Annotated in this window: 22 protein-coding genes, 2 tRNA genes and 2 rRNA genes; 8 read left to right on the top strand and 18 right to left on the bottom strand. The window is 35.7% G+C overall.

Features of this window, described 5'->3' with window-relative positions:
• From DPN68_RS07335 to DPN68_RS07315, 5 genes are all read right to left on the bottom strand, one after another.
• Positions 1-1,952, bottom strand: a 23S ribosomal RNA gene (locus tag DPN68_RS07335); the annotation flags it as partial.
• A 136-nt stretch (positions 1,953-2,088) separates the two neighbouring features.
• A tRNA-Ala gene (locus DPN68_RS07330) sits at positions 2,089-2,162 on the bottom strand.
• A gap of 85 nt (positions 2,163-2,247) precedes the next feature.
• Positions 2,248-2,321 (bottom strand) — tRNA-Ile (locus DPN68_RS07325).
• 82 nt (positions 2,322-2,403) lie between these two features.
• Positions 2,404-3,921: ribosomal RNA gene (locus DPN68_RS07320) — 16S ribosomal RNA — on the bottom strand.
• Between the two features lie 1,126 nt (positions 3,922-5,047).
• Positions 5,048-6,280 carry an ABC transporter permease gene (locus DPN68_RS07315; protein ID WP_113988999.1) on the bottom strand — a complete coding sequence of 411 codons (1,233 nt, stop codon included), beginning with the start codon at positions 6,278-6,280 and terminating at the stop codon, positions 5,048-5,050.
• Positions 6,281-6,291: 11 nt separating this feature from the next.
• On the opposite strand from DPN68_RS07315, the gene DPN68_RS07310 reads away from it, so the two are divergent.
• A complete protein-coding gene (locus tag DPN68_RS07310; protein ID WP_113988998.1) occupies positions 6,292-7,539 on the top strand; it encodes an exo-beta-N-acetylmuramidase NamZ family protein in 1,248 nt (415 codons plus the stop codon).
• 9 nt (positions 7,540-7,548) lie between these two features.
• Entirely contained in the window at positions 7,549-8,271 is a 723-nt protein-coding gene (locus DPN68_RS07305) for a hypothetical protein (protein ID WP_113988997.1), read from the top strand.
• 57 nt (positions 8,272-8,328) lie between these two features.
• Here DPN68_RS07305 and DPN68_RS07300 read toward each other — a convergent pair whose 3' ends face one another.
• Positions 8,329-8,823 carry a YkgJ family cysteine cluster protein gene (locus DPN68_RS07300; protein WP_113988996.1) on the bottom strand — a complete coding sequence of 165 codons (495 nt, stop codon included), beginning with the start codon at positions 8,821-8,823 and terminating at the stop codon, positions 8,329-8,331.
• Between the two features lie 74 nt (positions 8,824-8,897).
• Between DPN68_RS07300 and DPN68_RS07295 the strand changes: the two genes are divergently transcribed.
• On the top strand, positions 8,898-9,602 hold the full coding sequence (locus DPN68_RS07295) for a class I SAM-dependent methyltransferase (RefSeq protein WP_113988995.1): 705 nt from the start codon (positions 8,898-8,900) through the stop codon (positions 9,600-9,602).
• A 76-nt stretch (positions 9,603-9,678) separates the two neighbouring features.
• On the opposite strand, the gene DPN68_RS07290 is transcribed toward DPN68_RS07295, so the two are convergent.
• The 3 genes from DPN68_RS07290 to DPN68_RS07280 form a co-directional block, all read right to left on the bottom strand.
• On the bottom strand, positions 9,679-10,080 hold the full coding sequence (locus DPN68_RS07290) for a DUF2059 domain-containing protein (protein WP_113988994.1): 402 nt from the start codon (positions 10,078-10,080) through the stop codon (positions 9,679-9,681).
• Positions 10,081-10,144: 64 nt separating this feature from the next.
• Positions 10,145-10,522 (bottom strand): energy transducer TonB, encoded by a 378-nt coding sequence (locus DPN68_RS07285; protein ID WP_113988993.1) that lies wholly within the window; start codon positions 10,520-10,522, stop codon positions 10,145-10,147.
• 4 nt (positions 10,523-10,526) lie between these two features.
• Positions 10,527-11,159: a 7-carboxy-7-deazaguanine synthase QueE gene (locus tag DPN68_RS07280; RefSeq protein WP_113988992.1), complete on the bottom strand. Its 633-nt coding sequence runs from the start codon at positions 11,157-11,159 to the stop codon at positions 10,527-10,529.
• Between the two features lie 183 nt (positions 11,160-11,342).
• Between DPN68_RS07280 and DPN68_RS07275 the strand changes: the two genes are divergently transcribed.
• On the top strand, positions 11,343-11,705 hold the full coding sequence (locus tag DPN68_RS07275) for a cupin domain-containing protein (protein ID WP_113989005.1): 363 nt from the start codon (positions 11,343-11,345) through the stop codon (positions 11,703-11,705).
• A 9-nt stretch (positions 11,706-11,714) separates the two neighbouring features.
• Here the strand turns inward: DPN68_RS07275 and DPN68_RS07270 are convergent, their stop codons facing one another.
• A complete protein-coding gene (locus DPN68_RS07270; protein WP_113988991.1) occupies positions 11,715-13,055 on the bottom strand; it encodes an FAD-dependent oxidoreductase in 1,341 nt (446 codons plus the stop codon).
• 151 nt (positions 13,056-13,206) lie between these two features.
• Between DPN68_RS07270 and DPN68_RS07265 the strand changes: the two genes are divergently transcribed.
• The 4 genes from DPN68_RS07265 to DPN68_RS07250 all read left to right on the top strand — a co-directional run bounded on the left by DPN68_RS07265 (position 13,207) and on the right by DPN68_RS07250 (position 16,974).
• Positions 13,207-13,842, top strand: a complete 636-nt coding sequence (locus tag DPN68_RS07265) for a flavin reductase family protein (protein ID WP_113988990.1) — start codon at positions 13,207-13,209, stop codon at positions 13,840-13,842.
• Positions 13,842-13,979: a DUF2256 domain-containing protein gene (locus DPN68_RS07260; RefSeq protein WP_113988989.1), complete on the top strand. Its 138-nt coding sequence runs from the start codon at positions 13,842-13,844 to the stop codon at positions 13,977-13,979. Before DPN68_RS07265 ends, DPN68_RS07260 begins: the two co-directional genes overlap by 1 nt.
• A gap of 169 nt (positions 13,980-14,148) precedes the next feature.
• Entirely contained in the window at positions 14,149-15,441 is a 1,293-nt protein-coding gene (locus tag DPN68_RS07255) for a DASH family cryptochrome (RefSeq protein WP_113988988.1), read from the top strand.
• Positions 15,442-16,974, top strand: a complete 1,533-nt coding sequence (locus DPN68_RS07250; protein ID WP_113988987.1) for a cryptochrome/photolyase family protein — start codon at positions 15,442-15,444, stop codon at positions 16,972-16,974.
• Positions 16,975-16,995: 21 nt separating this feature from the next.
• Here DPN68_RS07250 and DPN68_RS07245 read toward each other — a convergent pair whose 3' ends face one another.
• From DPN68_RS07245 to DPN68_RS07210, 8 genes are all read right to left on the bottom strand, one after another.
• Positions 16,996-17,526 carry a hypothetical protein gene (locus DPN68_RS07245; RefSeq protein ID WP_193477855.1) on the bottom strand — a complete coding sequence of 177 codons (531 nt, stop codon included), beginning with the start codon at positions 17,524-17,526 and terminating at the stop codon, positions 16,996-16,998.
• An 87-nt stretch (positions 17,527-17,613) separates the two neighbouring features.
• On the bottom strand, positions 17,614-18,690 hold the full coding sequence (locus tag DPN68_RS07240) for an agmatinase family protein (protein WP_113988986.1): 1,077 nt from the start codon (positions 18,688-18,690) through the stop codon (positions 17,614-17,616).
• Positions 18,691-18,781: 91 nt separating this feature from the next.
• Positions 18,782-20,074, bottom strand: coding sequence for a kynureninase (gene kynU / locus DPN68_RS07235; protein ID WP_113988985.1), 1,293 nt, complete (start codon positions 20,072-20,074; stop codon positions 18,782-18,784).
• Positions 20,075-20,205: 131 nt separating this feature from the next.
• Positions 20,206-21,255: a tRNA preQ1(34) S-adenosylmethionine ribosyltransferase-isomerase QueA gene (gene queA, locus DPN68_RS07230; RefSeq protein ID WP_113988984.1), complete on the bottom strand. Its 1,050-nt coding sequence runs from the start codon at positions 21,253-21,255 to the stop codon at positions 20,206-20,208.
• 146 nt (positions 21,256-21,401) lie between these two features.
• Positions 21,402-22,682 carry a 3-phosphoshikimate 1-carboxyvinyltransferase gene (aroA, locus tag DPN68_RS07225; RefSeq protein WP_113988983.1) on the bottom strand — a complete coding sequence of 427 codons (1,281 nt, stop codon included), beginning with the start codon at positions 22,680-22,682 and terminating at the stop codon, positions 21,402-21,404.
• A complete protein-coding gene (locus DPN68_RS07220; protein WP_113988982.1) occupies positions 22,682-23,008 on the bottom strand; it encodes a DMT family transporter in 327 nt (108 codons plus the stop codon). Before DPN68_RS07220 ends, aroA begins: the two co-directional genes overlap by 1 nt.
• Before the next feature lie 73 nt (positions 23,009-23,081).
• Complete coding sequence (locus tag DPN68_RS07215; protein WP_113988981.1) at positions 23,082-23,408, bottom strand: nucleotide pyrophosphohydrolase; 327 nt, start codon at positions 23,406-23,408, stop codon at positions 23,082-23,084.
• Position 23,409: 1 nt separating this feature from the next.
• Entirely contained in the window at positions 23,410-25,332 is a 1,923-nt protein-coding gene (locus DPN68_RS07210; protein WP_113988980.1) for a DUF3857 domain-containing protein, read from the bottom strand.
• Positions 25,333-25,340: the final 8 nt, after the last annotated feature.

The following is a 25,340-nucleotide window of genomic DNA, read 5'->3' as shown; positions in this document are numbered from 1 at the left end:
GACAAGGAATTTCGCTACCTTAGGACCGTTATAGTTACGGCCGCCGTTTACTGGGGCTTCAATTCAATGCTTCTCCGAAGATAACATCTCCTCTTAACCTTCCAGCACCGGGCAGGTGTCAGGCCCTATACTTCATCTTACGATTTTGCAGAGCCCTGTGTTTTTGATAAACAGTCGCCTGGACCTTTTCACTGCGGCCAGCATTGCTGCTGGCGACCTTTCTCCCGAAGTTACAGGTCTATTTTGCCTAATTCCTTAGCCATGAATCTCTCGAGCACCTTAGGATTCTCTCCTCAACTACCTGTGTCGGTTTACGGTACGGGTACTTATAATCTAAGTTTAGAAACTTTTCTTGGAAGCCCTTAGGCACACTATCCCCTTGGCCGAAGCCTCAGAGTACTATCGTATTTCACCAAAATCTACGGATTTGCCTATAGATCTTATAGCTAAGTACTTCAACGAACTATTCCGTCAGTTCGCGGTGCTTTCATCACTCCGTCATTCCATCACAATTATAAGTAGTACGGGAATATTAACCCGTTGGCCATCGACTGTCCCTTTCGGGTTCGCCTTAGGACCCGACTAACCCACAGCTGATTAGCATAGCTGTGGAAACCTTAGTTTTTCGGTGTGCGGGTTTCTCGCCCGCATTATCGTTACTTATGCCTACATTTTCTTTTCTAAACAGTCCAGCATGACTCGCATCACACCTTCGACCCAGTTTAGAATGCTCCCCTACCACTTTACTTAACGTAAAATCCATAGCTTCGGTAGTATGCTTATGCCCGATTATTATCCATGCTCGTCCGCTCGACTAGTGAGCTGTTACGCACTCTTTAAATGAATGGCTGCTTCCAAGCCAACATCCTAGCTGTCAATGCAGACAAACCGCGTTTTTTCAACTTAGCATACATTTGGGGACCTTAGCTGATGGTCTGGGTTCTTTCCCTCTCGGACATGGACCTTAGCACCCATGCCCTCACTGCTGGTAAACATTATATAGCATTCGGAGTTTGTCAGGAATTGGTAGGCGGTGAAGCCCCCGCATCCAATCAGTAGCTCTACCTCTATATAACTTATACCCAGCGCTGCACCTAAATGCATTTCGGGGAGTACGAGCTATTTCCGAGTTTGATTGGCCTTTCACCCCTACCCACAGGTCATCCGAAGACTTTTCAACGTCAACCGGTTCGGACCTCCACTATGTGTTACCACAGCTTCATCCTGCCCATGGGTAGATCACACGGTTTCGCGTCTACCATTACTGACTATGGCGCCCTATTCAGACTCGCTTTCGCTACGGATCCATGACTTAATCACTTATCCTTGCCAGCAACGGTAACTCGTAGGCTCATTATGCAAAAGGCACGCCGTCACCCCACGAAAGGGCTCCGACCGCTTGTAAGCGTATGGTTTCAGGATCTATTTCACTCCGTTATTCACGGTTCTTTTCACCTTTCCCTCACGGTACTGGTTCACTATCGGTCTCTCAGGAGTATTTAGCCTTAGCGGATGGTCCCGCCAGATTCAGACAGGGTTTCACGTGCCCCGCCCTACTCAGGATACCACTATCGATATCTTCTCTTACCCATACAGGACTATCACCCTCTTTGGTTTACCTTTCCAGGTAATTCCGGTTCAATCCGCATCGAATATCGTGGTCCTACAACCCCAAAATTGCCGTAACAACTCTGGTTTGGGCTAATCCGCGTTCGCTCGCCACTACTTACGGAATCACTTTTGTTTTCTTCTCCTCCGCCTACTTAGATGTTTCAGTTCAGCGGGTTTGCTCTCCTATCGGAGTGACATGTCTTCAACATGCCGGGTTGCCCCATTCAGGTATCTACGGATCAATTCGTGTGTGCCAATCCCCGTAGCTTTTCGCAGCTTATCACGCCTTTCATCGCCTCTGAGAGCCAAGGCATCCCCCATACGCCCTTATTTTGCTTATGTGCCGCCTATTCATATAAATATAAATAGGACTTTCTATATAAATACGCAATAAATTACGCATTTAATGTATTTTCTACTTTTTAAATATTTGCTTTTCTCAATATGTCAATGAACTTTTTTCGCTTTAGCGAATAGTGGAGAATATCGGAGTCGAACCGATGACCTCCTGCGTGCAAGGCAGGCGCTCTAGCCAGCTGAGCTAATCCCCCGTTTTTCAGTCGGCAGTTAACAGTTTGCAGTTAACAGTAACTTAAACGGTTAGCTAACCCCTAGAATTTCCTTAGTTATAATCAGTAGTCCCGCCCAGACTCGAACTGGGGACCCCTACATTATCAGTGTAGTACTCTAACCAGCTGAGCTACGAGACTCTGTATTGTAACTTGTATTATTTGAATTAACAGCGAGAGTAAAACCTAGAAGATAAAGAACCTATCTCTATCATTTCTCTAGAAAGGAGGTGTTCCAGCCGCACCTTCCGGTACGGCTACCTTGTTACGACTTAGCCCTAGTTACCAGTTTTACCCTAGGCAGCTCCTTGCGGTCACCGACTTCAGGCACCCCCAGCTTCCATGGCTTGACGGGCGGTGTGTACAAGGCCCGGGAACGTATTCACCGGATCATGGCTGATATCCGATTACTAGCGATTCCAGCTTCACGGAGTCGAGTTGCAGACTCCGATCCGAACTGAGACCGGTTTTGAAGATTCGCATCTAGTCACCTAGTAGCTGCTCTCTGTACCGGCCATTGTAGCACGTGTGTGGCCCAGGACGTAAGGGCCGTGATGATTTGACGTCATCCCCACCTTCCTCACGGTTTGCACCGGCAGTCTCGTTAGAGTTCCCGACATGACTCGCTGGCAACTAACGACAGGGGTTGCGCTCGTTATAGGACTTAACCTGACACCTCACGGCACGAGCTGACGACAACCATGCAGCACCTTGAAAGACGTCCGAAGAAGGCCTAGTTTCCTAAGCTGTCGTCTCCCATTTAAGCCCTGGTAAGGTTCCTCGCGTATCATCGAATTAAACCACATGCTCCACCGCTTGTGCGGGCCCCCGTCAATTCCTTTGAGTTTCACACTTGCGTGCGTACTCCCCAGGTGGGATACTTATCACTTTCGCTTAGCCACTCAGTCCGAAAACCAAACAGCTAGTATCCATCGTTTACGGCGTGGACTACCAGGGTATCTAATCCTGTTCGCTCCCCACGCTTTCGTCCATCAGCGTCAATCGTTGGTTAGTAACCTGCCTTCGCAATTGGTATTCCATGTAATATCTAAGCATTTCACCGCTACACTACATATTCTAGTTACTTCACCAAAATTCAAGCCCTACAGTATCAATGGCAGTTTCCTAGTTGAGCTAGGAGATTTCACCACTGACTTATAAGGCCGCCTACGGACCCTTTAAACCCAATGATTCCGGATAACGCTTGGATCCTCCGTATTACCGCGGCTGCTGGCACGGAGTTAGCCGATCCTTATTCCTACAGTACCGTCAAGTCCCTACACGTAGGGAGGTTTCTTCCTGTATAAAAGCAGTTTACAATCCATAGGACCGTCTTCCTGCACGCGGCATGGCTGGGTCAGAGTTGCCTCCATTGCCCAATATTCCTCACTGCTGCCTCCCGTAGGAGTCTGGTCCGTGTCTCAGTACCAGTGTGGGGGATCTCCCTCTCAGGACCCCTACCCATCATTGTCTTGGTAAGCCGTTACCTTACCAACTAACTAATGGGACGCATGCTCATCTTATACCGTTGGAACTTTAATTACCAAGTGATGCCACTCAGTAATACTATGAGGTATTAATCCAAATTTCTCTGGGCTATCCCTCTGTATAAGGTAGATTGCATACGCGTTACGCACCCGTGCGCCGGTCTCAAGGAAGCAAGCTTCCTCTACCCCTCGACTTGCATGTGTTAGGCCTGCCGCTAGCGTTCATCCTGAGCCAGGATCAAACTCTTCATCGTAGTTTTTAAATATTGTACGATAAAGGCTAGGTTCATTCTTTAATTCTTAAAAGCCTTACTCTCTCTTAATTTTTCGATTTACATTGCTGCAAATCGTGCTGTCAATCCAATATGTCTATGAACGTGTCATTCTGTTTTTGTTCGCTACTGTTTCAGTTAGCGGGTGCAAAAGTACAACTCTTTTTTAATCTAGCAAGCTTTTTTGAAAAAATTTTTTGATTATTTTTCCTAAACCACTTACCCAACATTTTTAAGAACCTGCACTCCCCAATTCCTTAGTTTCGGGTCGGCAAAGATACTACCTTTACTTTTTATTATCCAAATCTTTTTTCAACTTTTTTTAAAGTTTTTTAGACTTGTTTAACTCTCCAGTTTGTGTGTGAACTTCTGCTTTAATGCGGGTGCAAAAGTAATACTCTTTTCTTTACTCGCAAGGCTTTTGCAATCTTTTTTTTTCTTTTTTTTGATACTTTTCTTAACTTGTTGATAACAAGGATTTAATATAGGAAAGTTTTTTTAGTGTTTGCCACAAAGGCACGAAGACGCGAAGGTTTTTTTTGCGGGTTGTGGGTTGATATACTTGTAACATCCCCCCTAGCCCTTCCGATTAGGAGGAACACATCTTATTGTATATTTGTTTGTTAAACATATAAGTCATAAAAGTTTTTGTTACTTATATATAATAATAATAGGTAAAGTTCATAAAAGTGGTTAGTAAGTAGACACACTTAACGAAACATCCCCCTAACCCCCTTCGAAGAGGGAATTAATTCCACATAATATATAAGTGTGGTTTTTCGCTGCGCTCAAAACATGCGCCTGCTACGCAGGAGATTCCTAATCTGCGGAATGACAAGAACAAAAACAATCCCGAAGCTTAGGGACAAGAACAAATTCAAATGCAAGGGCAATTATTTTCGCTTCGCTCAAATGTTAGCCCACTTCGTAGGAGATTCCTCGTAAACTCGGAATGATACGATAATTAGAAATGGGATAGTTTTATGGAATGCTGGGCGTCTTGACTAGCCCCTATGGGAACAGCATCCTTTTATAAACCTGTCAGGTTTGTAAAAGATAGAGTGGACAGCGGGACCAAAAGTTTTTATGGAATGCGAAACGGCTGCTTCTAATTAAACTTAATGGCTTTTACTGGAGAAATCTTGGTAATAATATAAGATGGCACTAGTAAAACTAATAAACAAATTAATATAGTACCCAGGTTTAAAGCGATTATTGTAATAGGATTGATGTCGACTGGGGCTACTGTTACGTAATAGCTTTCGGGTGGAAGTTTGATGATTTCGAAATATTTTTGGATGAATAGTAATCCGATTCCGATGGCGTTGCCCCAGAAAAGTCCTCTTAGTATTAAATAAGAAGCATTGTACAAGAAAATTTTTCTGATGTTCCAATTGTTGGCGCCGAGTGCTTTTAGAATTCCAATCATTTGTGTACGCTCGAGAATTAACACCAACAAAGCTACTATCATATTAATAGTGGCGACAATTATCATCACTACTAATATAATAATGATGTTGAAATCAAAAAGTTTGAGCCATTCGAAAATGCTGAAATATTTTTCTTGAATGGTTATACTATTATATGTAGGTGGAATTTCTTTGTAAATGGCTTGTCCGGCTGTTTCGATTAGGTTGAAATCTTTGATGAATACTTCGAAAGCACCAACTTCTGTTGGCTTCCATTTGTTGATTTGTTGGATGTGACGTAAATCGCCGATTACATAATTCGCATCGAATTCTTGAAAACCTGAATTGAAAATTCCAACGATTACAAAACTTCTCAAATTATAGCCCGAACCACTATCTTTGATAAAATACGTTCGGCAGGTGTCTTGAATGGTTAATTGTAAGCGATTGGCAAGAAATTCGGAAATTAAAACTTCGTCTGTTCTTTTATTGGCAATATTTGGGATTCTTCCTTTAACAAGGTATTCTTTTAAGTTATTCCAGCGATATTCAACACCAACACCTTTGAATAAAACACCTTCTACTGTTTCTTCTGTGCGAATCATTCCTGTTTTGTTGGCAACTGCTTGAATATGCTCTACTGCTGGAACCGAAGTAAATTTGGGATAAAAATCTTGTTCGGTTGAAATTGGCACGGTATTTACTTGTGATTGGTTGTCGTCGTAGTTTGAAATAATAACATGACCATTAAAAGCAGCTACTTTTTCGCGAATTTTATTTTGGAGTCCAACGCCAGTAGCCACGGAAACCAACATCATAATAATGCCTAATGCAATAGCAACAATGGCAATTTTTATAATTGGCGAAGAAATACTACTTTTATAGCTTTTAGCAGCAATTAGTCGTTTGGCTATGAAATATTCTAAATTCAAGATATTCTAATATGAAAATTGAGTTCAAAAATACGTTTTTATTTATTTCTTTACTATTAATTTTAGTTGGATGTTCAACAACTAAAAACAATGTAGTTTCAAATACGGATAAAAAACCGCTTCCTTCGAGTACCAATACAAAAGATAGAAAATTCAAAACAGGTGCCGAAAACTTTGAAAGTTATTTGCCGTTATTGAAAGATAAACGCGTTGGGATTGTTACCAATCAAACGGGAATTCTTTCGAAAGAGAAGCATTTGGTTGACTTTCTATTAGAACAAAACATTAATCTTCAGAAAATTTATGCTCCAGAACATGGTTTTAGAGGAACGGCTGATGCTGGCGAATTAATCGTGGACGGAAAAGACACCAAAACAAATTTGCCGATTATTTCCCTTTACGGAAACAACAAAAAGCCAAAACCTGAGCAATTAGAAGGAATTGACATCTTGGTTTTCGATTTGCAAGATGTGGGTGCGCGATTTTACACTTATATATCTTCATTGCATTATGTGATGGAATCTTGTGCGGAAAACAATATTCCGCTTTTAGTTTTAGACCGACCCAATCCGAATGGAACTATTATTGATGGTCCGATTTTAGAGAAGGAACATACCAGTTTTGTTGGGATGCATGAAATTCCGGTTTTGCATGGCATGACGATTGGTGAATATGCCAAAATGATTAATGGCGAAAAGTGGTTAAACCCTTCGACAAGCTCAGGACTTGAGTTAAAATGTGATTTGACGGTAATTCCCTGTTTGAACTATTCGCATGACATGAAATATAGTTTACCTGTGAAGCCTTCGCCAAACTTACCAAACGATCAATCGATTAATTTATATGCAAGTTTGTGCTTTTTTGAAGGTACGAATGTAAGTTTAGGTCGTGGTACCGAAAAGCAATTCCAAATTTACGGTTCGCCTTTTTTACCTGAAAGTGAATTTGATTTTAGCTTTACTCCGAAACCGAATTTTGGCGCAAAAGACCCAGTTCATAATGGAAAAGTTTGTTTTGGTGAAGATTTAACCGAAATTAGAAAAGTACACCGATTGGAATTAAAATGGCTATTGAAAGCCTATGAAAACACAGCCGATAAAACCGTTTTCTTTACTGATTTCTTTACCAAATTAGCCGGAACCAAAAAACTCCGCGAACAAATTGAAGCTGGAATGACCGAAAAAGAAATTAGAAAAACTTGGCAAGAAGGTTTGGAACAGTTTAAGGAAGTGAGAGCGAAGTATTTGATTTATGAATAGAAGAAAATTATGAGAACGATTAAAACATTACAACTATACATATTTATAGCTTTAACTCTATTTTTATACAATTGTGAAAATAAAATCAATAGCGAAATCAAACTAAACGGTTGTTATGGATTGACAGAATATTTTCAGTCCGAAAACACAAATTCAGATTACATAGAAACATTTTTACTAAAAATTAACAAAGACAAAGTAAAAATATTTGGAACTGTGGAAACTTGGGGAAAAGAATATAAATATAAATTAAACAAAACAAAAGACACTATTGAACTTGAAAACAATTTTAAGGTTTATCAAAAACAAAATAACAGTTCTATTATTTGTTTAAAAACTCAAATGGGCAATAAGACAGAAATTTTTGAATATCAAAAACTTCCAAACCTTGAAAAAATAATTGACAATAAAGGAATTAATAGTATTATTCTGTCTGAATATTTAAACAAATCAATAATTACAGGAAAATACAAATACAAAAACACAATTATTCATTTTAATGAAAATAGCGGAGTTGAAAATTTTGAAAAATTTAGTAGTTACAATGTTATTCCAAGATTAGGAACCAATTCATATTATGATAACCATATAATTCAAACTAATAATGGAATTTGGAAGTATCAAAAACAAAATGGAAATTTAATACTCACTAAATATTCAAATAATAGAGATGAATTTGAAAGTTTTATTTTAGGAGAAGAAAAAATTGAACTTAAAAAAGTAGTCAAGTAATTAGTATTTCAAAATTGCGAAAAGACTGAACACTTTCAACTGAACACTGAACACTCTTTAGAGAGGCAACTTCTCCTTCATTTTCTCCACAATATTATAAGCTGCTGGACAAATCGCTACATTTAGTAACGTTAAATCGGTGATTTGATTGAATTTCTTTCTATCGGTGTGAGGGAATTCTCGGCAGGCTTTTGGACGCACATCGTAGATGAAACATTTGTTGTCGCTATCTAAAAACGCACATGGCACACTTTTCAATACATAATCGTTATCTTCATCAATACGAAGATATTGGTCGATAAATTGTTGTGGTTTTTGACGGAAACTTTTCGAAATTCGTTCAATATCAGCCGAAGTAAACAAAGGTCCAGTTGTTTTGCAACAATTGGCACACTCCAAACAATCCGTTTTTTTGAATTCGGCATCGTGCAACTCTTGCATTACATAATCCAAATTCTTGGGTGTTTTCTTTTTTAGCTTGTCAAAATACTTTTTGGTTTCGATATGCGTATCTTTGGCAAGTTTTCCGAGTTCGTCGATTTTTGGTTTCAAGTTTCAAGTTTCAAGTTGGACCACAAAGTTAAGAACTTGAAACTAAAAAAACCTGAAACTTTAAACAAAAAGAAATGAAAGACCTTTTCGGAAAAGCCATTTTAGATTACCAAACCAATAATTCTCCTGAAGATTTAATTACAGAAACTTCTATTTCGGAAGCCGATGAAATGAGTGTTGCATATTTGTTTCGTGATTTTAAAAACATGCCAAAATTGGAGCAAAAAGCGTTACAATTAGCGAAAGGAAAAGTCTTAGACGTAGGCTGCGGCGCGGGAAGTCACGCTTTGTATTTGCAAGAAAAAGGATTAGATGTAACCGCAATTGATATTTCGGAAAACGCGATAAAAGCTTGTGAGTTAAGAGGTTTGAAAAACTGTAAAGTTTCGGATGTTTTGGATTTAGATGCTTCAGAAAAATTTGATACCATTTTACTTTTAATGAATGGAACTGGAATTTTCGGAAAAATGATTCATGTTTCCAAATTTTTACAAAAATTAAAATCACTTTTAAACGAAGGCGGACAAATTTTGATTGATAGTTCGGACTTAATTTATATGTACGACCAAGACGAAGATGGTGCTTATGAAGTTCCAGCGAATGGTTATTATGGCGAATTAACGTTCACTATTCAATATAAAGGAGAAACTGAAGACACTTTTGATTGGTTATATTTGGATTATAACACGCTACAAAATGCAGCAATTGCGAATGGCTTAACATGTGAATTGATTTTAGAAGGAAAACATTTTGATTACTTGGCAAAACTTACTTATTAAATTCCAATAAAAAAATCCCAAATTCCAATTGATTTTTCATGTGGAATTTGGGATTTATTTTTTTCTAAACTCAGTTTTATTGCATGTATTTCATCATGATGCCTTGTAGTTGCATTCCAATGGTTTGTTGCATTGCCATGTTTTTTTCGGCTAAAATTCCAGCTTTTTCTTTGATTTTTTTACCTGTTAGCGTGCTATAAAATTTAATCATTTCTTTTATATCATCGTGCGTATAAACTTCCATGAAATTCTTCACTTGCTCTTCATTAATTGAATTGATTACTACATCAAATTCTTTTAAAAATTCTGCATGTTTGCTTTCTGGGATCATTCCGAGTACTTGTTTTTTTACAGCGTCCATTGATGTGTTTGCCCCAGACATTTCAATAACTTTTTCTACATCAGCTTTAAATGCATCTTGAGCCATGACAAAGTTAGTGGCAACAAAAAGTGTAAGTGTGAAAATAATTTTTTTCATAATTTAATTTTAAGAAGTTACTGGCAAAAGTAAAAAAATTAATTAAAAAAATAAAAAAGACAAATTACTTAAAAGTCAATGGCATTTTTAAATTGACACTAACTGGTTTTCCTCCTCTCGATGCAGGTTGCCATTTTGGAGATTCACGAAGTACGCGAATTAATTCCATTGCAGAGTTTGTCCCTAAATCTCTAAGTATTTTAATGTTTTTTACTTCACCATTTTGATTTATTGTGAACTCAAAAATAATTTGTCCGCTTTTTTCAACAGTTTTGGTGTCAAAATTCTTTATGATATAATCGTAAAACTTTTCTAATCCGCCATTTTGAAATTTAGCATCAATAAAATCGCCTCCTAAATACACTTCATCTTCTCCTCCAATTTGAGAAAAACCTATATTAGAAAACAAAACAAATCCAATTATCAGTAAAAACTTCTTCATGTATTTAAGGAATATTCAAATATTTATGCGTTTGTAAAGAAACGCGCCACTTTGGGTTGTTCATTACATAATCCACAATTAACGGTGTCATTTCTTCTTTTTTACTCCATTCGGGTTGTAGGAATAAAATGGCGTTTGGATTTACTTTAGCCGCCTGTTCTTCGGCAAAAATAAAATCGTGCTTGTTGTAGATGATTACTTTTAATTCATCGGCAATATTATACGCACTTTGAACCGGTAATTTGTTTTTCTTTGGCGATAAACAAAACCAATCCCAAGTTCCTGTAACTTCATAAGCTCCTGAAGTTTCAATATGTACTTTTAGATTTTGCTCTTTTAGTTTAGAAGTCAATAACGACATATCCCAAGTTAAAGGCTCGCCACCAGTAACTACAACGGTATCAGCGTATTTTTTGGCATTGGCAACAATAATATCGGTTTTTGTTGGTGGATGCAATTCCGCATTCCAACTTTCTTTCACATCACACCAGTGGCAACCTACGTCGCAACCACCAATTCTGATGAAATAAGCAGCGGTTCCAGTATGAAAACCTTCGCCCTGAATGGTGTAAAATTCTTCCATTAGAGGTAACATTTCCCCTTTTTCTACTGCCAATTGTATTTCTTTCTGTAACATTTTCTAATAAAATAGTGAGCAAAGATACGATTTCATTTAAGAAGTTAGAAGTTAGAGGTTAGAAAATAGATGTTGGGTGTTGGCTGATGGATGATGAAGTTGGGAGATAAAATAGTTGTACGAATTTCTTTTCTATGCTTTACATTTATTATTTTTGAAAATATTTATAAAGAAAAAATGAAAATGAAAAAATATTTTATCCAAAAAGAACCGTTTGTGGTTCCAACGACTGATGGTAAATTAATTGAAGAACATCACGGATTAGCAACTACGAATAATTCCGCGATTTCAATTGCTCATATGATTGCACCACCAGGTTGGAGCGAACCTTTTCAAACACCTAAATTTGATGAATATACGTATATCATCAAAGGAAAAAAGCAGTTCATTATTGAGGGCGAAACTGTAGTTTTAGAAACAGGTCAATCGATTAAAATTGAGAGAAATACGCGTGTTCAATATTCCAATCCGTTTGATGAAATTTGTGAGTATTTGGCGATTTGTACGCCAGCTTTTAGTATGGAAATGGTGAATAGAGAAGATTAAACCTCTTTTTTATTTTAATAATTCTAAAATCTTATTTTCTACTAATTCAGAATTCCAATTTTCCTGAATATTATCCATTTTCAAAACTTCTTGCATGATTTCATTTTGAAAATCACCAATTGCCATAGCTTCTGAATACGGTTGTAAACTAAACGTTACTCTGCTATAAAGTGGCATCCATTTATCAGGATGTTTATCAGAAAACCATTTTTCGATTTTCTTTTGCAACAAGAATTTTTCATCCGCGGTTTTGTTGCTCATTTCTTCAAAATTTCTTCTGGAAAGTTCAGCAATAGCATCCGCATTTGGTTTTCTTGATATTTCGTAGGCTTTGAAAATTTGGTTCCAATCGTCGCCGTATTGTTGCATCATTTCATTTAAAATGGTAATATCTTCAAAACCGGCATTCATTCCGTGACCGTAAAAAGGCACAATCGCATGAGCTGAATCGCCAATTAAAGCGACTTTATCTTCAAATGTCCAAGGAAAACATTTCATTATTGCCAAATAACTTGTTGGATTTTTAAAGAAATCGCGCACTAAATCTGGAATCACTTCTTTGGTATCAGGGAAATATTTCGCAAAAAAGTCAACTAAAGTAGTTTCGTCTTTTAAAGATTCAAAAGAATTATCACCTTCAATTGGCATAAATAAAGTACAAGTGAACGAATTATCAAGGTTAGCCAATCCCATCAACATGAAATTTCCTCTGGGCCAAATGTGTAAGGAATGAATATCAATTTTTGGAGAACTATCAGCATTCGCAGGAATATGCAATTCTTTGTAACCAATTTCCATGAATTCTTGTGAATAATCAAACATAGATTGACGTTGCATTCTGTGTCTTATTCTCGAAAAAGCACCATCCGCTCCAAAAACTTTGTCGTATTTTAATTCCGTCCAATCGCCTTGCTCGGTTTCGCCTTCCCACAAAGATGCGGTGGCTAAGGTTACATCCCAAATTTTACGTTCGAAGAAAAACGCTACACCTTTAGCTTCTGCTAAATCCACCATCTTTCTATTCAAAATGCCTCTTGATAAAGAAAAAATTGCTTCGCCTTCTTTTCCATAATTTTGATAATTCAGTTTTCCATCTTGCAAATGAATGGCTCTTTTATCAACTGGAATTCCTATTTTTCGAATTTCATCATCCAAACCAATATCTTCCAATGCTTTCCAACCGCGATTTGACATCACCAAATTAATGGAACGACCCGAAAATTCAACCGTTCTTATATCAGGACTTCTGTCGTAAACATGAACGGTGTGTCCGGCTCTTTTTAAATAGATTGCCAATAAAGTTCCTACTAATCCAGAACCTACAACAGCAATTTTTTGTGGCGTTTGCATGAAGATTTTATAAAAAATTTGGACTACAAAAATACGTAATAATAAATTTCTAAGCCTCAATTTTATTAGATTTTTCTCTTTAGAAATTAAATTTTGTTTAATTGTTTTTAATTTTTATTAAACAAAAATGTATCTTTGAATAAAAATTGCTATGAGAAAGATTACTAAAGAGGATTTATCACAAATATCGAAAGTTCCTAGATTGAACTTGGTTAATTGTGTTACAGGTTATAAATCGGCTAACTTAATAGGAACTTGTTCTGAAAATGGCACTTTAAATGTTGCCATTTTTAGCAGCGTTACGCATTTAGGGAGCGAACCACCTTTATTGGGATTCATTTTGAGACCTACAACGGTTCCAAGAGACACTTATAAAAACATAAAAGAATCCGGATTCTTTACTGTAAACCACATTACCGAAGACATGATTGCTGATGCGCATCATACATCTTCAAGTTATGACGAACACATTTCAGAATTTGACAAAACCAATTTAGAACCTGAGTTTAATGATAATCACAAAGCACCTTTCGTAAAAGGAAGTCCGGTGCAATTACTTTGTAAATATGTGAACGAATACAAAATTGAAGAAAACGACTGTATTCACATCATCGCTTCGGTTGAGACTATTTATGCTGATAAAAAACTATTTCATGATGATAATTGGATGCAGTTAGACAGAGGGAATGTAGTAGCAATTAATGGTTTAGATGGTTATGCCGTTCCAAAATTAGCAGACCGATTTCATTATGCGCGACCAGATAAACCAACCACTTCGATGCTATAATGGCACATAAAAAAGTAAATCTTCCCGAAAAAACCTGTAAAACCTGTCAACGTCCGTTTTCATGGCGCAAAAAATGGGAGAAAAACTGGGAAGAAGTTGTGTATTGTAGTGATAAATGCAGAAAAAATAAGAATTGATTATCGGATTTTCGGATATTCGGAACACAGATTTGAAAAATAAGAGAAATATTTAAAATCTTTTATGAACTTTTTTCACAAAGTTATTCCACTAAAAAAACTTATGTGACTTATATGTTTAAAAATAAACCTTCGCGACTTAGCGTCTTTGCGAGCAAAAGAAAAGAATATGAATGGATTAGTATGGTTTAGAAACGATTTGCGCACGATTGACAATCATTCGTTGTACAATGCCTGTAGGGAAAATGAAAAAGTAATTGGAATTTATTGCCTAGATCCAAGACATTTCGAAACTACACAATATGGATTCAAGAAAACAGAAAAATTTAGAACTCAATTTCTTCTGGAAACCTTAACCGAATTACAAGAAAATTTAGCTGAGAAAAAAATCACATTATTAATTTATTACGGTTATCCAGAACAATTGATTCCTGAAATAGCGGCTAAATATCAAATTAATTCGATTTACATCCAAAACGAATTGACACAAGAAGAAGTTGATGTTGAAACCGAAGTGCGAAATTTGATTCCAGCGGTGAATTGGAAAACGTATTACGACCAATTTCTATTTCATCCTGATGATGTGCCGTATGAAGATTGGGAGAAAATTCCAGAAGTTTTTACAGAATTCAGAAAGCAATTGGAAAAGAAAATTCGAGTGCGACCAACCGTTTCCATCTCAGCAAAACCGATTGCTAATGTAATTGAAGAAAAAACTAATACTCCAACTTTAGAAGATTTAGGATTTGATGTGTTTAAGCAACCAAACAAAACCGCATTCCCATTTAAAGGTGGCGAAAATCAAGCGAAAAAACGAATCAAAGACTATTTTTGGGATACTAAAAAACTTTCTGTTTACAAAAAAACACGAAATGGTTTGGTGGGAAAAGACTACAGTTCAAAACTTTCGGCTTGGTTGGCAAACGGAAGTATTTCGGCGCGCATGATTTATTGGGAAGTGCAACAATTTGAGAAAAAAGTAGTCAAAAACGAAGATACGTATTGGTTAATTTTCGAGTTGATTTGGCGCGACTATTTCAAATACATTTCGCTAAAACACGGAAATAAAATTTTCCAGTTGAACGGTATTTTACAAAAAGAATACGATTGGAACCAAAATACAAAAGCTTTCAACCAATGGACAAACGGCACCACGCCAGAACATTTTGTAAATGCCAACATGATTGAGCTGCAAAAAACAGGTTGGATGAGCAATCGCGGCCGTCAAAATGTAGCGAGTTATTGGGCAAAAGAATGGGAACAAGATTGGCGTATTGGCGCTGCTTATTTTGAAAGCATGTTGATTGATTACGATGTTCACAGCAATTACGGCAATTGGATGTACAACGCTGGTGTTGGCAACGATCCAAGAGACAGAAAATTCAACATCAAACGTCAAGCAGAAATGTATGATGGCGACGGAAAATTTCAAAAAATGTGGTTAATTCCTGAATTATTTTAAATGAAAATATTACGATTACTTTTGGGCGACCAACTCAATTCGGAACATTCTTGGTTTGATGAAGTCAATCCGAATGTGATATATGTGATGGCAGAAATGCGTCAGGAAACGGATTATGTGAAACATCATATTCAAAAAGTTGTGGCGTTTTTTCTTTCCATGCGAAATTTTTCAGAGGAATTGACAAAACGAGGTCATCAAGTGGTTTATTATACAATTTCGGATGCCAATAATCCTCAGAATTTGGAACAATTAATTTTGGATTTGGTTGAAGAACATAAAATCGAGCAATTTGAATACCAATTACCTGATGAATATCGTTTGGATGAACAATTGAAATCCATTTGTGAAAAACTTGCTATTCCAACAAAAATAGTGGATTCTGAACATTTTTATACTTCTAGAAATGAACTAGCGGATTTTTTCAAAGGCAAAAAGCAACTTTTGATGGAAAGTTTCTATCGTATGATGCGAAAAAAACACGATGTTTTGATGGTCGGCGATCAACCGTTAGACGGAAAATGGAACTTTGATCACAACAACCGTAATCAATATAAAAACGAAGTTCCGATTCCGTTTCCTTTGGAATTTCATAAAAAAGTGAGTGAAATTATTACCGAAATTGAAGCGCAAAACATTGAAACTTTTGGAAGTATTGATGTCGAAAATTTCAATTGGCCAACTTCAAGAAACGAAAGTTTGCAATTGATTGACTATTTCTGTGCGCATTTGTTGGCGCATTTTGGAACGTATCAAGATTCGTTGTTTTCTGGACATAAATTTCTGTTTCATTCGCGTTTGTCTTTTGCTATGAATTCCAAAATGATTAGTCCGAAAGAAGTGGTTGATGCAGTGATTTCGTACTATTACCAAAATCAAGAAACGATTGAATTGGCACAAGTAGAAGGTTTTGTGCGACAAATTATTGGTTGGCGCGAATATGTTAGAGGAATTTATTGGAAAGAAATGCCCAATTATGCCCAAATGAACGCCTTAGAAAACTACAATCCACTACCCGATTTCTTTTGGACCGGAAAAACTAAGATGAAATGCCTACAACATTCGATTTCCCAAAGTTTATCGGAAGCGTATGCGCATCATATTCAACGTTTGATGGTTATTGGCAATTTTTCTTTGTTAGCGCAATTACATCCTGATGAAGTTGACGCTTGGTATTTAGGCGTTTACATTGATGCGATTGAATGGGTAGAAATGCCAAATACTCGAGGCATGAGTCAATATGCTGATGGCGGCATTGTGGCTACGAAACCTTATGTTTCTTCGGGAAGTTACATTAATAAAATGAGTAATTATTGTGGTAGTTGCCATTACAACGCAAAAGAGAAATTGGGCGAAAAAGCTTGTCCGTTTAACAGTTTGTATTGGCATTTTTTGGACGAGAAAAAGCAGCATTTTGCCAATAATCAAAGAATGAGCATGATGTTAGCCTTACTAAGAAAAATGAAACCTGAAGAATTAGCTACAACGAAAGAAAAAGCAATTTCTATTTTGGAGGATTTGGGGAGTTTGTGAAATAGTTTGTGATTGATTTAATTAGATTTGTTTATCTTCTATTATTTCTATTTTATTTGTTTCACTATCGTAAATCATAGATAAATGTCTCTCCCAATTTAAAAATTCTTCACAGATAAATTCGAGTTTTGTATTATTCCATTTTTGAAATTCAATCATATCCATTTCTATAGGACTTTCAATTGGTTCTTTAACTTTTATAAATGTTGTAATTTTTTCAAAATTAGAGTTATCTGCAAGAATAAAATCACCATTTGGTGCAACAGTCAAATTTTTATATAGTGGTTGATTTTCTAAATCTGTCAAATTTCCAGTTTGTAAGTCAATTTGAAACAAATAGTCAGAAGTTAAAACCAAAATGGTGTTATTAGGTTTAGAAATAGCAACTTTTTTTGGTGAACCACGAAACTGTCCACACCATTCAAAACAGTCTTCATCTGTGAATTTAACATAAGTCCAACTTTGTGAATTCCATACGCTTTCATTGTCGTAAACTCTTTCGGAGTATTCTCCTGAATATGGTTGACTTATTAATTCTGCTTCAATTATCATTTGTGACTTCTATCTTCAAAATACTAGGCATTCAACCACAATAAGAAACCAAAACAAGTCCAATTTCTTATTGTGATAAATTAAATTTTACTTATTAAACTGAATCTTATCCCCTACATTCATTTTTTGAGATTTAGCAAAAGCGCCACACATGTGAAACAACATTCTTGCGCCTACGTTTCCGTCCCAATCGTCATCGCCTGGTGCTACTTCTACTAAATCAAATCCGATGATTTCTTTATTGGTTTCTGCTAAGCGACTGAACAAATACGCGGCTTGCTCAAATGAAAATCCGCCCGGAACTGGAGTTCCTGTATTGGGGCAATACCAAGGATACATGCCGTCAATATCAAAAGAAATACAAACCTTTTCTGGTAACGAAGCGATGATTTGGTCGCATTGTTGTTGCCACGTTTTGCCTTCGAAAACTTCTTGTTTTAGATCGCTATCGGTGTGCACTAAAACTCTATCTCTCAAAGCTACTTCTACTTCCTGCTCACAAAAATCACGAATTCCAACTTGTACAATCTTAGAAATTTGCGGAATTTGTAACGCATTATACATAATAGAAGCGTGTGAATACGTGAATCCTTCATAAGCAATTCGTAAATCCATGTGCGCATCTAAATGCAAGATTCCGAAGTTGTCGTATTTGGTTGCTAAGGCTTGGTAATATCCTAATGGTGTTGAGTGATCTCCTCCTAAAAGAACTACTTTTTTTCCTTTGTTCATCCAATTTAGCGTTTGCTCACGAACAGCTTCCACCATATCAGAACACGCATAATTGATTTTTTCCAAATCTTGAAGCATCGAAGGATGATGATCTAAGATTTTACCTTTCTCCAATGCCTCAATAATAGGTGCCGCTTGTTTTTTATATTTCTTAGAATTTTTCTTTAGTTTCTTTGGTGCTTCATCCATGAAAATGCCTAATTTCCATAACTCAGGAAACTCTTGATGGTGTAAATCCACTTGGAATGAAGCTTCCATAACGGCATCAGGACCTTTAGATGCTCCTGAACCATAACTTACTGTTACTTCCCAAGGCACTGGAATTACAATAATTTCGCTTTGTTCTGCCGAAAATGGCAAACCAAAAATAGTTGCTTCTGCCAATCCTGGTTGCGAAGGGTCGAAAGTATTGATGATATCTTGTTTTGTCATGACTTAAAGGTTTATTCTTACAAAGATACGAATAAAATAAAAAAGTTGAACGTATTAGGTTCAACTCTCTTTTCTATAAAACTCAATATTTCTATTTTCCTAAAATTCCTTTTTTCAATATTTGTCCGAATTCATACATGTCTTCGAAAGAACAATAAAAAGGAGCTGGTGCTAAACGAATTACGTTTGGTTCTCTCCAATCGGTAATTACACCATTTTTCATTAAATACTCAAACAATGCTCTACCTTGACCATGAAGAAATACGGATAATTGACAAGCTCTTTCTTCTTGATTACTAGGTGTGATAATTTCGAATTCTGTTCCATCAATTTCTTTGTCGATTTCATGTAGTATGAATTCTAGATAAGCCGTGATTAGGTTTCTTTTGGCAATTAACTTATCCATACCAACTTCCGCAAACATTTCAACAGATGCCAGATAAGGTGCTAATGACAAAATGGGAAGATTACTAATTTGCCAACCATCTGCGCCACGAACAGGATCAAATTGCGGTTCCATTTTAAAACGTCGCTCTTTGTTATGTCCCCACCAACCAGCGAATCTTGGCAACTCAGTATCATTGTGATGCATTTCGTGTACAAAACAACCAGACGCATTTCCAGGTCCAGAATTCATGTATTTATAACTACACCAAGCGGCGAAATCTACTTTCCAATCATTTAAGTGCAATTTTACATTTCCAGCGGCATGCGCTAAATCCCAACCTACATAAGCGCCTTGTTTGTGCCCTGCCTCTGTAATGGTTTTCATATCAAAAACTTGTCCGGTATAGTAATTTACACCTCCAATTAACACCAAAGCCAATTCTTCACCAACTTCTTCAATTTTAGACAAAATATCTTCTAGCCGAATATTGTGTTCGCCTTCTCTTCTTTTGATTTCTACAATTGCTTCTTTAGGATTAAAGCCAACTGTTTTAGAATGAAAATCAACTTGACTTTGGAACATGTATTGGTCACTTGGGAAGGCTTTTTCTTCGCAAATGATTTTAAATTTTTTGGTTGTTGGTCTGTAAAAAGAAACCATTAACAAGTGTAAATTCACTGTAAGGGTATTCATTACAGTGATTTCTGAAGGTTTTGCACCAACGATTTCGCTTAAAGGTAGCGCAAATCTTTCGTGATAATCCCACCAAGGTTTATCGGCATAAAAATGACCTTCTACTGCTAAATTAGCCCAGTCACTCATGACTTCATCTACGTAAGTTTTTGTTCTTTTGGGTTGTAATCCAAGAGAATTTCCTGTAAAATAAATGACTTGTTTTCCATTTACTTTAGGAAAAATAAATTCCTCTCTATATTTTCTTAATTCGTCTTTAGCATCTAAACTTTGGGCGAATTCTTTTGAATTTTCAAAAATCATGGCGTTTGGATTATTTCGTTTGTAAAAATAGTTAAAAGATACAAGCTTACAAAAACAAAAAAGGAAGTATTTTGGATTTCAGAAACAAAAAATCCCAGCAAAAACTGGGATTTAAAACTTATATAATGTTATTACAAAATCAACATGGCATCACCATAAGAATAGAATTTATATTTTTGTTCTATTGCTTCCGCATACGCTTTTTTCATTAAGTCATGACCGCAAAATGCAGAAATCATCATTAACAAAGTAGATTTTGGCGTGTGGAAATTGGTAATCATAGCATCTGCAATACTAAAATCGTATGGAGGATAAATGAACTTGTTTGTCCAACCTGTGTATGGATTCAATGTTCTTTGTGAAGAAACCGAACTTTCCATGGCACGCATAGAAGTTGTTCCAACGCAACAAACTTTATTCTTTTTAACTTTTGCTTTATTAACAATATCACAAGCTTCTTGGGTGATAATCATTTCCTCAGAATCCATTTTGTGTTTAGACAAATCTTCCACCTCAACTGGGTTAAAAGTTCCTAAACCAACGTGTAACGTTACTTCTGCAAAATCAACTCCTTTGATTTCTAAACGCTTCAATAAATGCTTTGAAAAGTGTAATCCAGCAGTTGGTGCTGCTACTGCTCCTTCTTCTTTTGCATAAATCGTTTGGTAACGCTCAGCATCTTCTGGTGTAACTTCTCTGTTAATGTATTTTGGAATTGGCGTTTCGCCTAGTTCTGTTAATTTAATTCTGAATTCTTCGTAAGAACCATCATATAAAAAACGTAACGTTCTTCCACGAGAAGTGGTATTATCAATTACTTCAGCTACTAATGAATCATCGTCTCCAAAGTATAATTTGTTTCCAATACGAATTTTACGAGCTGGATCTACTAAAACATCCCACAAACGTTGTTCTGCATTCAATTCTCTTAATAAAAAAACCTCGATGCGAGCACCTGTTTTTTCTTTATTTCCATACAAACGCGCTGGAAAAACTTTCGTATTATTCAACACCATTACATCACCTTCATTGAAATATTCCAATACGTCTTTAAATAATTTGTGCTCAATTAATCCCGTTTTTCTGTGAATCACCATTAAACGTGATTCGTCACGGTTTTCAGCAGGAAATTCTGCTAATAATTCTTCAGGAAGATTAAATTGAAAATGAGATAATTTCATAGTTTAGTATTAAGTATTAAGATTTTAGTATTAAGACGTTTGTCTTACCAAAAACGATTGCAAATATACAATGTGAAAATAGGGGTTGTCAAGTAAAATGTGATTTATTTTGATTTAATTTTAATAAACCTAGTAAATCCAATGAACTATGCTATTTTAATTATGAATCCGAACTGTTCTAAATCTTTCCAAAAGTCAGGATACGATTTTGAAACTACTTCAGCATTATTAATAACCAAAGGAACTTTCAATGCTAATGGTGCAAAAGCCATTGCCATACGATGATCTTGATAGGTAGCCACCCCGTCCTTCGGACACCCCTCCAAAGGATGGGAATTTCCACTTTTAAATAAATCGTGAGGTTTCAAATGTAAAGAATCATTAGTTACTGAAATTTCAGCGCCTAATTTTGTTAGTTCGGTTTTTAGAGCTTCAAGTCTATCAGTTTCTTTGATTTTTAAAGTGTGTAAACCGGATAAATCGCAACCAATTCCTAATCCAAAACAGGTTACCGCGATGGTTTGAGCGATGTCGGGGGCATTGTTTAGTTTAAAGTTTAAAGTTTTAGGTTTAAAGTTCTCAACTTTATGTATAGTTATTTCGTTACTATTGAAAACTGTTTCAACTCCAAAGTTTTTATAAATTGCTACCAAAGCACTATCCCCTTGCAAACTGTTTTTTTTATAACTTGAAAGTGTGATTTGGGTTCCAACTTCTGACAAAGCGATGATGGAATACCAATAGGAAGCAGATGACCAATCGGATTCAATTGTTATTGGGTGTTGGGTGATGGGTGATGGGTGATGGGTGACCTTGATTGTGTTATTTTTAAAAGAAGTTTTTATACCAATTTCTTCTAATAAAGCCAAGGTCATTTTGATGTATGGCACAGAAGTGATTTCTCCTTCCAATGTTAATTCTAGTCCATTATTTAATTTTGGTGCGATTAAAAGTAACGCTGAAATATATTGGCTACTTACATTTGCAGGAAGAGATACTTTATTTTCTGTTAACTTTTCTCCTTTTATTCGGATTGGTGGAAAGCCTTCGTTTTCTTCGTAAGTGATTTCAGCTCCTAACTGATTCAATGCATTGACCAAAATTTTAATCGGTCGTTCTTTCATTCTTGATGAACCTGTTAAAACAACTTCTTTACCTTCTTGAATAGCGAAAAAAGCGGTAAGAAATCGCATGGCGGTTCCGGCGTGGTGAACGTCTATTTTTTGGGTGATGGGTGATGGGTGATGGGTGATAGTTAATGCTTTTTGCATTACTTCGGAGTCATCGGAATTGGATGTGTTTTCCAAGACTAAATTAGGAAATAAAGCTTGTAGTAATAACAATCTATTGGTCTCCGATTTGCTACCGGTAACTTCAACTTTTGACTTTTGACTTTTGACTTTTGACTTTTCTAAATGTAAATCCATTATTTGGTTACTATTTTTAGTCCAATGATAGATAAAATTAAAGTAGTAATGAAAAATACTCTCCAAAATGTTGCCGGTTCTTTGAAAACAAAGATTCCTACTAAAACACTTCCTACTGCACCAATTCCTGTCCAAACTGCATAAGCGGTTCCGATAGGTAATTCTTTGGTCACTTTTACTAATAATAGCATACTAATGGAAAGGCAAATCAAAAAACCCGTATACCAAAACCATACCATAGTTCCAGAGGCTTCTTTTGCTTTCCCCAAACAAGTGGCAAATGCTACTTCAAATAATCCTGCTATAATTAGTAAAATCCAGTTCATAATTTTGGGTAATGGGTTATTGGTAATGGGTAAAAGTAAAGTTCAACCCAAAATCTCATTCTGAGCTTTTACTTTATTTCAATTTATCATTGGTGTGATGACGGTCGTGATCGCGTTTGGTTTTTACATCCATTTTTTTGTCAAATGCGGCTTGTAAATCCACTCCTGTTTGATTGGCAAGACATAAAACCACAAAAACAACATCGGCTAGTTCTTCGCCTAAGTCTTTATTCTTATCACTTTCTTTCTCAGACTGTTCGCCATACCGACGCGCAATAATTCGGGCAACTTCACCAACTTCCTCTGTTAGTTGGGCCATATTGGTCAATTCATTAAAATAACGAACTCCGTGTTCTTTAATCCAAGTATCTACTTCTTGTTGGGCGTTTTTTATATTCATATTATGATTTCTTTTTTAATATGATTTTTTCCAAATGTTTATTTACCATCATTTCATAAAACTCTCTTAATGCTCCATAATGATTAGCTGGAATCATAAAAGTATTAATATCAAAATTTGATACAACTTGGATTTGGTTTCCGTTATTAGAAATATTAAACTTAAAAGTTCCAAAATTTTCAATCATAGTCATTGATATAGGCTCAGGAAGAAACTCAACTTCATAACCTTCTGGAATTTTAATATTAATGTTATAATTATCTTTAATAGGAAAATTAAAGTCTACTGGGAATTTTCTATATTCTGCTTTAAATGGATTTTCTTTTTCTGTCAAAAACAAAAAAGGAGTTACATAAATCTTATTCCCAATTACTTCAATTGAGTTATTATCATAAAACTCAAAAGTTTCTACAATATTTTTTGAATAATCATTAACATTTTCAACTTTATAGTCTTCAATTTCAAATCCTATTTTCTCTTTTTCAACTTTTTCGATATAACTTTCTTTAGATAATTTTGCATTTCCATTCCTAAACAAATAAGCATAATAATCAGAAAATTGCTTTCTATACTTGCCTTTTATTTTCCCTTCCTCTGTAATTTCCGCCATTAAAATATTATTTTCTTTAGAATGAGTTACGTTTAAAAGATTTACTGATGCAGAACTACCATAATTTCTAATGATTCTTCCAACCCAGTTTAATGCACGTAAAGGCAGCATACCTGGTAGCAAATTTTTCTCTGTTGCGTCAAGAAAAATAATATTGTCTTTTGTTTCCACAGCTGCTACAACATAATTATATGCAGTTCTATTTGGAAAAACTGCTATTCCGTTTGATCTTGTACTTATTAATAGTGGACTTGCATCAATACCTGCGTATTTTAACATCGATATAAGCATTAAATTTATTTCAGCTACATTTCCTTCATTTTGCTTAAATGCTTTACGAACACCATCAGAGGTATATATCCCTAATTTATTATTCCAAGTCATCTTGTTTTTAACAAATTCATAAATGGCAATTATTTTTTCTTCTTTACTTGTGGTACTTTTTAAAAGCTCATCAATTTCTGATTTAAAATAATCATTTTTAGCAATCTCACTTCCAAAATTTTCATTTTCAAAAATATTCTTAACTATATCATCCCATGTTACAGATAAATTTACTTGAGATTGTCCTGGGTATTGAACAGAGGATAATTCTAATTTTAAAATTGTTGTATAATTATCCGTATTTATTACATAATCTTCACCTTTAAGCGCTGGAACATTTGATGCACTATAAACTTGCCTTTCTACTTGATTACTATGAGAAATTCTTTCGTACCCTGTAAAAATTGTATTGAACTTAAAATAACTAGGAATACTTACAATATACTCAACATAATTTATTGGAATATCACTTTGGAAATAAAAATCGTCAATTACACTAATATAAGGAGAAGTTTTTTGGACTTTAAATTCTATAATTGAACCTTCTTTAACTTGTGGAAAAGTAATTTTCTTTACATTCCAATTTTTATTAATTTTTTCAACAAACTCTCCTTCGCTTTTTAATTTCGTCTTAACAATTTTACCATCTACTAAATTAAACGTGTAAGCATCTGTTATCAAAATTTTTTCATTTGTTGTTCCTCCTACATACATAGAAAAACTTTGATCTGCATATTTCAATCCTTCTTTTTTATAAATTTTTATGCGATAAGATACATCTGTATCTAAAGTCCAATCAGATGTCATACCCGATCTAAATGATGTCATACCTTTTTTAAATATGACAGCAGCAGCAGCGCTTGTATCAGTTGGATGAAACGTTTGCTCTAACTCTTCTACAGTAACTTTACCCAGTTCATACTTTTGAGAAAAACTTACACATGTGATACAAAAAAATAGTAATAATAATTTTAGACGTGAAATTTCCATTAATTCAG

Source organism: Flavobacterium tibetense, assembly GCF_003293845.1.
Lineage (GTDB): Bacteria > Bacteroidota > Bacteroidia > Flavobacteriales > Flavobacteriaceae > Flavobacterium > Flavobacterium tibetense.
The sequence above is the reverse complement of the archived record's forward strand: the minus strand, read 5'-3'. Positions and strand labels throughout refer to the sequence as shown.